Here is a 10,255-nt window from a genome sequence, read left to right on the forward strand (position 1 = left end):
AATACTTATAACAAAAAAAGAGGATGCATTATGAGTACCGAGTCTCCCCGTACCTCAACCGCCGTCCAGGTAGGTGAGTTCTACGAACTCAATACCGGCCCAGACGTGCGCAACAGTGCACACTATAACGAGGATATAGCCCCCACCAGAATCAGCGAACGTACCTGGTCGACCTGGAACGTCGCGGCGCTTTGGGTCGGCATGGCCATTTGCGTACCCACCTATACCCTGGGCGGCGTGCTCACCGCCTACTTTGGGCTGTCGGTATCCGAAGCCCTGATCACCATCCTGCTGGCCAACGTAGTGGTACTGATTCCGCTGACACTGAATGCCTACGCGGGCACCAAGTTCGGCATCCCCTTTCCGGTGTTGCTGCGCTCCTCCTTCGGTATTCTGGGCTCCAACATCCCCTGTATGATTCGCGCCCTGGTAGCCTGTGGCTGGTTCGGTATCCAGACACTGTTCGGCGGCGTGGCCATCCATATCCTCTTCTCGACGCTGATTCCCGGCTGGGAGAGCCTGGGCGGTACCGGCGAGGTGATCGGCTTCTTCATGTTCCTGGTGATGAACCTGTTTATCGTTATCAAGGGATCAGAATCCATCAAGATCCTGGAAACCCTGTCCGCACCGCTGCTGCTGGGTGTGAGCATAGGCCTGATGATGTGGGCCATGCCCCAGGTATCCATGACAGAGCTGCTGGCCATCCCGGCCAACAGACCCGAAGGCGCGTCTTTCTGGGGTTACTTCTTCGGTGGTCTCACCGCCATGGTGGGTTTCTGGGCCACGCTGTCACTGAATATTCCGGACTTCAGCCGCTACGTTAAATCACAGAAGGACCAGATCGCCGGCCAGATTATAGGCCTGCCCCTGACCATGCTGTTCTTTGCATCGCTCGGCGTTATCCTCACCGCCGCCTCCACGGGTCTGGTGGGCGAAACCATTTCGGACCCGGTCAACCTGATCGGCAAGATCGACAGCCCCTTCTGGGTCGTGATCGCCATGATCATGATCATCATCGCAACCCTGTCCACCAACACCGCGGCCAATATCGTCTCGCCGACCAACGATTTTCAGAACATAGCTCCCAAGAAGATTAACCAGACCCGCGGCGTGCTGCTGACCGGTGCCCTGGGCATATTGCTGATGGGCTGGGAGCTGCTGAAAAAACTCGGTGTGATCGAGTCCGATGTCAGTGTCGAGGCCATGTATACCGGCTGGTTGCTGGGCTACTCCAGTCTGCTGGGGCCTATTGCCGGCATCATGATCGTCGATTATTTCATTATCAAACGTCAGTTCCTCAACCTGCCTGAACTGTACAAGACCCATGGCATCTACAGCGGCTTTAACCCCGCCGGCCTTACTGCCTTTGGCATACCGGTGGCGCTGACGCTGTTTGCCATCAGCACCGGCTACCTGAACTGGTTCTATCAGTACGGCTGGTTTACCGGTTCCATTCTCGGCGGCCTGATCTACTGGATTGCAGCCAGCAAGCAGACTGCGCCCGTCACCCAGGGCCTGGCCCAGGGTAACTGAAGCCAGATGACGGCCGAGGGCCTCGTTCATGGCCCCGACCGTCACACGCCTGCCAACTGATTGTTTCTGGCTCTTGATTGATTACATAAGAAGGAAGGAGAGACCCATGTCCATCGTGATCCGTGGTGGTACAGTCGTGACCGCCGACCACAGCTTCAGGGCCGACGTCTATTGTGAAAATGGCCTGATCGCCGCCATCGGCGATAATCTGCAGGTACCCGCCGGCGCAGAGGTTATTGATGCCAGCGGTCAGTACATCATGCCAGGTGGCATCGATCCCCATACCCATATGCAGCTGCCCTTTATGGGCACCGTAGCCACCGAGGACTTCTACACCGGCACCGCTGCGGGCCTGGCGGGTGGCACCACCAGCATTATCGACTTCGTGATCCCGGCCCCCGGCCAGCGCCTGATGGAAGCCTATGAGCAGTGGCGCGACTGGTCCGCCAAGTCGGCCTCGGACTACAGCTTCCATGTGGCCATTACCTGGTGGGACGACTCTGTTGCCGCCGACATGGAAACCCTGGTCAAGGATCACGGCGTTAACAGCTTCAAGCATTTCATGGCCTACAAGAACGCCATCATGGCGGACGACGAAATTCTGGTGAAGAGCTTTCGCCGCTCGGTGGAGCTGGGTGCCATGCCCACGGTGCATGCCGAAAACGGCGAGCTGGTGTTCCAGCTGCAGCAGGAAATGCTCGCCCGTGGCATGACAGGCCCCGAAGCACACCCGCTGTCGCGCCCCCCCATAGTGGAAGGTGAAGCAGCGAATCGCGCCATCCAGATCGCCCAGGTGATGAATGTGCCTATCTATATAGTGCATGTGTCCTGCAAGGAGTCGCTGGATGCCATTACCCGCGCCCGCAACGATGGCCAGCGGGTCTACGGTGAAGTCCTGGCCGGCCACCTGGCCATCGACGACAGCGTGTACCGCAATGAAAGCTTCGAGTTTGCCGCCGCCCATGTAATGAGCCCGCCGTTTCGCTCAAAACAGCATCAGGAAGCGCTGTGGCAGGGCCTGCAGGGCGGCAACCTGCAGACCACCGCCACCGATCACTGCTGCTTCTGTGCCGAGCAAAAAGCCGCCGGCAAAGACGACTTCACCAAGATCCCCAACGGTACCGCCGGCATTGAAGACCGCCTGGCCATTATCTGGGATGAAGGCGTCAACAAGGGCCGCCTGACCATGAATGAATTCGTTGCGGTTACCTCCACCAACGCCGCCAAAATATTCAACCTTTACCCGCGCAAGGGCTCAGTGTCTGTGGGCGCCGATGCGGATCTGGTGGTCTGGGATCCCGCCGGCACCCGCACCATCTCGGCCAAAACCCACCATCAGAATGTCGACTTCAATATTTTCGAAGGCCGTACAGTGACCGGTATTCCCAGCCATACTCTGAGTCAGGGCAAACTGGTCTGGTGCAACGGCGAACTCAGGGCCGAGAAAGGCGCAGGCCGCTATCTCCACCGCCCCGCATTTACACCGGCGTTTGACGCCATGGCCAAAAAGCGCGAACTCAATGCACCTGTGCCTGTGAAACGCGACTGATACAAGGAGAGCAGCTATGAACTGGCTGGGAATCCCGCTGACACTGCTGGCCGGCGGCATGCTGGCGCTGCAGATCGGCGTCAACAGCACCCTGGCCCGCAATGCCGGTTCCGCCCTCTGGGCGTCCGGTGCCTCCTTTGTCATCGGCAGCCTCGCCCTTGTACTCTGCTACATAGGTCTGCGACTGCCCTGGCCGGGCTTGGAGGCATTGCGCGCAGCACCCGCCTGGTCCTGGACCGGAGGTCTGCTGGGTGCCTTTTATGTGACTACCCTGATCATTTTTGCGCCGCGTATAGGCGCAACTCTTGCGCTGGCACTGGTCATCGCCGGCCAGCTGACCGGCGCCCTGCTGCTGGATCGCTTCGGTCTGTTCGGCTTTGCCCCACAGGCCATTACCCCCGGACGCCTGGCTGGTGTGGCACTGATACTCACAGGTGCTCTGCTGATCCGCCGCTTTTAATAACTCGCCTGCAGTACCCTGCTGAGGCCACCCCAAAGACGGGCGGGATGAACTCTGCGCCCGTGCACCCCGCCGCTCCGCCCCATCTGCCTTCGAACCCATAGGAATTGCAACATAAACCTTAAATATCAATTACTTATAAAACAATTCCGGCGTTAATCCCCCGCTACTCGCCAACCAGTCGACTGCCAAGCCACTGCTATACTTAGAGCTGGCAAGCGTATTCATCCTTAGCCAACGACTGCATAACATTCGAGATCTGGAGGTCTCAGTCCTAACCGCTGGAGGTGTTTCATGAACCGGCACTATTACATCAGTGACAATCTTGACGAGCTTGAGTCCGTCGAGCACGAGCTGGAAGCCAAAGGTATCAGCACGGAACAAATCCATGTGCTGAGCGATAACGAAGCCGCAGTCGAGCAGCACCAGCTGCCGAAAGTAGCCTCGTTCCTGAAACAGGATATAGTGCACTCCAGTGAAATAGGCGCCGCTATAGGCGTTGTACTGGCCGCACTGCTACTGGGAGCCGCTTACGGAATGGGCTGGACTGAAACCGCCGCAGGCTGGGTTCCCTTCGCCTTCCTGGCAGTTGTCCTGCTGGGTTTTTGCACTTGGGAAGGCGGCTTCCTGGGCCTGCAGGAACCCAACACGCACTTCCGGCGCTTCAAACGCCTCCTAAAGCGCGGCAAGCATGTCTTTTTCGTTGATGTTGAACCTAATCAGGAAGAAATTCTGGATCAGGTAGTGAAACAGCATCCACGCCTGAAAGTCGCCGGCACCGGCGATGGCGCACCGCACTGGGTAATCACCTGGCTGCAAAAATGGCATCAGTTCAAGCGCGCCATCTAGCAAGAAAGCAGCGGGGGCGACGCTCCCCCGCTGCACTGCACAGATCGTCTCAGACCGACTGTGGAAAAGCCCTGCACAAGTTTTAACGATAGCAGTATCGATGTCCCTTTCGGAGCATTTTTCCACTGCACAGTGCAGATACTGTGCACCGGGCCAGATCCCTTTAACTGCGGGATCTATCGCCAAGTGCACGGAGCTTACACACAGACTACCCACAACCTTGCCCAGCGCTTTTGTGGATGAAATACACAAACAATTCGCATTAATTTATACATAAGCAGTTATCCACAACCACCTCCAATACAAGCTGTCATAGCATGCGCGCGGCAGCCTCTCCTCTATACTTGGTTCAACGATCTGCAGCCGGCAAAGCACTCCAGGCAGGCCGCCGGAAGCTGTGGGCTATTTTTCTCAAGCTCAGGGAATTTCAAACATCAGTGCAGGAGGCAGCATGACGACAGAGGCACAGCCGTCGGATCTCTATTACGGCGATTACCTGCAGCTCGGGCGATTGCTCGGCGCCCAGGCACCGCTAAGTCGCCGTCAGGGTAACGAAGCCCATGACGAAATGCTGTTTATTATCGTGCACCAGGCTTATGAGCTCTGGTTTAGACAGATTCTGCATGAACTTGATGCGGTGCTGCGGGCTTTCGGGGAAGCCAGGCTCGATGAACGCCTACTGGCGGACATCTGCTCCAAGCTGGAACGGATCACCGTAATACAGCATCTGCTGGTCGAGCAGATCAGTGTAATCGAAACCATGGCGCCACAGGATTTTCTGGAGTTTCGCGACCTGCTGGTGCCGGCCTCCGGCTTTCAAAGCCGGCAATTTCGGGCCATCGAGATAAAGCTCGGGCTAAGGGAACAGGATCGCACCGCCTTCGACGCCTGTGCCTTCTATCAGCGTTTCAAGCCCGCCGATGCCGTTTACCTGCACAAGCTGCGCGCCGAGCCCAGCCTGTTCGACCGGGTCGATGCCTGGCTGGCGCGCATGCCGTTCTTGCAGGACAAGCACTACGACTTCTGGTCCAGCTATCGCGACAGTATCGAGGCAAGCCTTGCATCTGACCGGCAGCTGATCGAAACGCACCCACTGCTCTCAGCCGACGACAAACAGCGCCAGTTGGTGCAACTGCTGCAAACCCGGCAGCAATTCGATTGCCTGTTTCTGCCAGAAGCCTACGAGTCACAACGGGCGCAAGATCTGGTACGACTGTCACACCGTGCCATTCAGGCAGCGCTCTTTATTTATCTGTACCGTGACGAGCCGCTGCTACAACAGCCCTTTAGCTTGCTGAAACTGCTGGTGGAAGTGGATGAGCAACTGACCGCCTGGCGTTACCGCCATGCCCTGATGGTGCAGCGTATGCTTGGCCGTCGTATCGGCACCGGCGGCTCCTCCGGCCACGACTACCTGCGCACCAGCGCGGAGCGGACGCAGATATTTGGCGATTTTTTCAACCTCGCCTCCTACCTGCTGCCCCGCTCCAAACTGGCACCGCTGCCACCGGAACTGACTCAGCTGCTGGACTTTCATTTCAGCACCCTGCACCGCGACTTCTGACGCCGATACTCGCTATAAAAAACACCAGTTTACTCAGGCTGCCGCCGTGGCAACTGCTTGACCTTTCTCATAGGCACGTACGACAGCAGGCCGGGCCGCTATCCTGTCAAACCAGCCCTTCAGATTCGGGTAGTCCTCCAGTTTTTGCCCTTGCCGCTCATGCCGCACTATCCAGGGATAGGCGGCAATATCAGCAATGGAGTAATCCCCGGCAATGAAGTCTCGCTGGGCAAGACGTTCATCGAGCACACTGTAGAGCCGCTTCGTCTCGTTAATAAAGCGGCGGGTCGCATAGGGAATGCGCTCCGGTGCATAGTGATTGAAGTGGTGGTTCTGCCCCAGCATCGGACCCAGCCCGCCAACCTGCCAGTAGAGCCATTGCAGCGCATCCAAACGCCCCCGGAGATCCGTAGCCAAGAGCTCTCCGGTTTTTTCCGCCAGATACTCAAGAATCGCGCCCGACTCGAAGATGGATAATGGCAGGCCACCGTCGGCCGGGGCATTATCAACAATCACGGGCATCTTGTTGTTGGGGCCAATGCGCAAAAACTCAGGGGCGAACTGCTCATCCTTGTAAATGTTAACGGGTTTAATCCGGTACTCCAGCCCAGCTTCTTCCAGAAAGATCGTAATTTTGTGCCCGTTTGGCGTGGGCCAAAAATAGAGATCAATCATGCGCCGACCTCTAGAAATCCACTGATAGCACTATTGAAACCCTCAGGGTTATCCAGATTCGACAGATGTGCAGCATTGGGCACAACCACCAGTTCAGCCCCCGCGACTGCATTGGTCATTGCTTGCATAACAGGCAAGGGCGCGCCCCCATCTTCGGCACCCGCCACGAACAGCGTAGGCACCTTAATTGCCGCAAGATCCTTCAGGTAATCCAGCTGTTTCAAGGCCTCTGCGCAGCCTATCCAGCCAGCTGGCGATGTCCCCATTATCATGGCCTCGATACGGGCAACTTCATCCGGGTGGCTCTGAACGAAAGAGGGTACCAGCCAGCGCTCAACCGTTCCGTTCAGGATGGCTTTGAGTCCGAATTTTTCAATAAGCCCAATACGCTCGACCCAACTATTGACGAAAGGCTCTGGCGCATCGGCCCGGGCGTCGCAGCACACCAGCTTATCCAGGCGCTCCGGGTGCTCGAGGGCCAGGCCAAGCGCTGTCATCCCACCGAGGGACAGTCCCATAAAACTGGTGCGCTCAATATCCAGATGATCCAGGATGCTAATAATGTCTTTCACCAGCAGCGCAAAGCTGTAAGGCCCTGGAGGCGCATCGCTGAGACCATGCCCACGTGCGTCATAGCGAAGCACGTTGTAGCGTTTTGTCAGCAGTGGGACCTGCCCATCCCACATTGTGTGATCGGCGGCGATACTATTGGACAACATTAACCAGGGTGCGCCCTTTTGCTGTGCCTCATCCACCTTTACAAACAGGCTTCCACCTTCGATTGCTATTCTCATGCTGGCACCTCCTCCATCCGGTTTTCACGCTCTGCTGCATTAACCGCCGGTAGCACCTGCTCCGCCATGAGCCTCATGGATTCACGGGCGAGCTCAGGATCGACCCAGTCATGCCCTGCGTACAGCAAGGTGCCGAACTCGCCAACTTCTTCCCGGAATGCCAGCAACTCTCGAGCCACTTTTTCCGGAGATCCATGAATGATCAGCTGATCACATACGCTATCAACAGTTACCGCTTCATCAGGCATATTGCGATCGGTCTTGAACAATTCCGCCCGGCCATGCTTTTTCAGCTTGGTCACGAGCTGGTTATAATAATGACGGTAAGGGCTGTTTGGCCCCTCAACATATTCACGGGCGGTTTCGTCATCCTTGGCAACAAAGATACTCTTGGCTACCCGCCAGTTGGCCAGGTCAGCTGGTCGACCGGCACGCTCACAACCTTCAGCATATTTCGGCCAATGACTTTTAACCCAAACAGGCATCAAGAAGTTTGCCGAGATGGGATCCCATCCTCGAGCCGCAGCCTCAGTGACACCTTTAGAAAATGGCGCTACTGCAGTTACAACAATGGGTGGATGCGGACGCTGCAGCGGACGGGGCAGTACGCCCTGGCCAATCTCAGCCATCAGGGTGCGTTCGGTAGAAATAGTCCAATATTTCCCTTTGAGATTATAGGGAGGTTCGTCTTTCCAGATCGCCAGGATTTGGTTTATTGATTCAAGAAACATCTCGTTTCGATTGGCGTCAAGATTTCCAAAAACTTCTGCATCGGAGAGCAAACCACCAGGACTAATACCAAAAATAAGACGACCATCAAACAAATGATCCAGCATGGCAATCTGTGAAGCGACAGCGGCAGGGTGGTTATTCGGCAGGTTTACAGTGCCCGTGCCGAGTTTAATCGTTTTTGTTGCATCGAGCAGCGAAGCAATAAAAATTGCGCAGGAAGTAATATTCTCCGCCTGGTCAGTAACATGCTCGCCGACATAGCCTTCGGTAAAGCCCAGCTGGTCCGCCAGAATAAATGCGTCTCTATCCTCCCGCAGTGACTGTTTCCAGTCTTTGTCCAGCGGATGAATTGGCATTGTAAAAAATCCAAGATCCATGTCAGAGCTCCCGTTTAATTCTCTTGTTTTGTGATTACATTTATAGCGCGGCCAGTAAATTATCGAAAATAATATAATCTGATCAAACGTATTAAATAGCCTTATTACATCAGGATTTATGCTTCCTGATTCCAGGCCTGAGGTGAAATTTCCATAGAGACAGGGGTCTTTAAACAAAGCTAACCAATAAAAATAAATTAATTTAATTTCTTTAATTTCAATGACTTAAAGCAAAATTGCGATTTAAAATCATGATCTCCTGGCAAGAGACCGCTGATCAAAAGACAACCATTTCAGTTGGGGATCATTCAGGTCAGTAAGGGTTCACCTCGACAGTATGGGCAAACCTTGCTGAGAAATTTATCGAAAATTTTAATAGATGGCCGTAACACTGTACGACTTCACAGCTAAGCAGTAGATGCATACCGAAGTGACAGATTACACATCTGCTTCCAACTGCAGGCCCGGGTGATGTTACAGCTCCTGTAACTCCATGCTCTGAGGATTCTTGAGGTGACTCATAAACCTGGCGAAATCAAGCCTTTTCAGCCCTGCAGGAAAACTGCATACAGTGGAAAAGGAAGACTAATCAGTAGCAAGTATAAAGAGTTGACCCTTAAAGATCGCACGAACTGTACACCAGGTAACCAGAAGTATTAATGTTGTGGCTATCAACATTATTCCGATCGCCATTATCATGCTGCCCGAGGTATGAATCAGCTCATGATAACGCAGTGCGGCTATCGCCATAGCTGCAGATGGGAAAGTATAAGCCCACCATGATACGGAAAATGGGATTTTAATAAATAATTTCATCATACTAAACAGTAATAACAAAATGAACAAACCTGTAAAAAAAAGCAACCTTGCTAACAAGTCCAATTCGCCGCCATTTAGGAAAAGATACACATTAAAACCAATTCCGGGAGGCGCCATTAGAATAAATAGAGTTGGCAAGAATTTTTTAGGTAGTTGGTCATGAAATATAATACGGTACATCATGATCGTAAACAGAATCACCCAGAACACCAGGCCAATAGAGAAAAAGAACCAGGATATTTCAACGTAGCCCAGTTGTGCTCCCGCCAGGGGTACCGTTATATTTCCAACCACAGGAATAAACCAGGATGGGTTCGAATGTTTTATTTCAAAATTATGGGTAATCCATCGATTAATTATAATGATAGACAAGCCCAAGTGCGCGGCTGCGGATATGAGCCATATATTTTCACTTGCAACCGCATCATAAGGCAGTATTACAGCTGATATTAACAACAAGCTAATCGTAATTGATGGAAAAAAGTTCACCTGCACCGGGTGCAGAAACTCATCAAACACAAACTCTTTGAAAACACAGAACTTAACTAAATACAGAATACTTAGTATGATGAAACATAGTATTGAAAATCCAACAATCACCTCTCCTATTAGCGCTGAATAACCAAAAACCTCATGAGCCTTTCTCCAGACAAGACCAAGACCCGAAAGCCCCATGACAATTGCAAATAGTGCAACGGGCGCGTGCGCTATCCATTCGATGGATCTTTCAGATCTTGGCGTTGCAGCAGACATAAGGGACTTTCACCTTAAACACATAGTTGGAACCTTCACCACACTATTAACCCGGTGGACAAATAGGTTCCCTCCCTATTTGTCCGTCACGCCAGAAAAACTAGCGCAAGTGCATGGACTTGCTGGCTTTTCTGGCGTTCGCATTGGCCT

9 protein-coding genes are annotated in these 10,255 nt (G+C 53.8%); 5 read left to right on the forward strand and 4 right to left on the reverse strand.

Going from position 1 to position 10,255, the window contains the following annotated elements; genetic code table 11:
- Window positions 1–30: 30 nt before the first annotated feature.
- From MPRO_RS05075 to MPRO_RS05095, 5 genes are all read left to right on the forward strand, one after another.
- A complete protein-coding gene (locus MPRO_RS05075) occupies window positions 31–1,533 on the forward strand; it encodes an NCS1 family nucleobase:cation symporter-1 (protein ID WP_067288223.1) in 1,503 nt (500 codons plus the stop codon).
- A gap of 106 nt (window positions 1,534–1,639) precedes the next feature.
- Window positions 1,640–3,082: a dihydropyrimidinase gene (hydA, locus tag MPRO_RS05080; protein WP_067288226.1), complete on the forward strand. Its 1,443-nt coding sequence runs from the start codon at window positions 1,640–1,642 to the stop codon at window positions 3,080–3,082.
- Window positions 3,083–3,098: 16 nt separating this feature from the next.
- Complete coding sequence (locus MPRO_RS05085; protein WP_067288229.1) at window positions 3,099–3,542, forward strand: DMT family transporter; 444 nt, start codon at window positions 3,099–3,101, stop codon at window positions 3,540–3,542.
- 294 nt (window positions 3,543–3,836) lie between these two features.
- Window positions 3,837–4,391, forward strand: coding sequence for an NAD/FAD-utilizing enzyme apparently involved in cell division (locus tag MPRO_RS05090; protein WP_067288233.1), 555 nt, complete (start codon window positions 3,837–3,839; stop codon window positions 4,389–4,391).
- 451 nt (window positions 4,392–4,842) lie between these two features.
- Entirely contained in the window at window positions 4,843–5,955 is a 1,113-nt protein-coding gene (locus MPRO_RS05095) for a tryptophan 2,3-dioxygenase family protein (RefSeq protein WP_067288237.1), read from the forward strand.
- A gap of 33 nt (window positions 5,956–5,988) precedes the next feature.
- On the opposite strand, the gene MPRO_RS05100 is transcribed toward MPRO_RS05095, so the two are convergent.
- The 4 genes from MPRO_RS05100 to MPRO_RS05115 all read right to left on the reverse strand — a co-directional run bounded on the left by MPRO_RS05100 (window position 5,989) and on the right by MPRO_RS05115 (window position 10,105).
- On the reverse strand, window positions 5,989–6,630 hold the full coding sequence (locus MPRO_RS05100) for a glutathione binding-like protein (protein WP_067288239.1): 642 nt from the start codon (window positions 6,628–6,630) through the stop codon (window positions 5,989–5,991).
- On the reverse strand, window positions 6,627–7,424 hold the full coding sequence (locus tag MPRO_RS05105) for an alpha/beta fold hydrolase (protein WP_067288241.1): 798 nt from the start codon (window positions 7,422–7,424) through the stop codon (window positions 6,627–6,629). The genes MPRO_RS05100 and MPRO_RS05105 overlap by 4 nt, the downstream gene beginning before the upstream one ends.
- A complete protein-coding gene (locus MPRO_RS05110) occupies window positions 7,421–8,533 on the reverse strand; it encodes an LLM class flavin-dependent oxidoreductase (protein WP_067288244.1) in 1,113 nt (370 codons plus the stop codon). Before MPRO_RS05110 ends, MPRO_RS05105 begins: the two co-directional genes overlap by 4 nt.
- Before the next feature lie 585 nt (window positions 8,534–9,118).
- A complete protein-coding gene (locus MPRO_RS05115; protein WP_067288246.1) occupies window positions 9,119–10,105 on the reverse strand; it encodes an SLAC1 anion channel family protein in 987 nt (328 codons plus the stop codon).
- Window positions 10,106–10,255 lie beyond the last annotated feature (150 nt).

Origin of the sequence: Marinobacterium profundum, from assembly GCF_001528745.1 — a bacterium.
Lineage (GTDB): Bacteria > Pseudomonadota > Gammaproteobacteria > Pseudomonadales > Balneatricaceae > Marinobacterium_A > Marinobacterium_A profundum.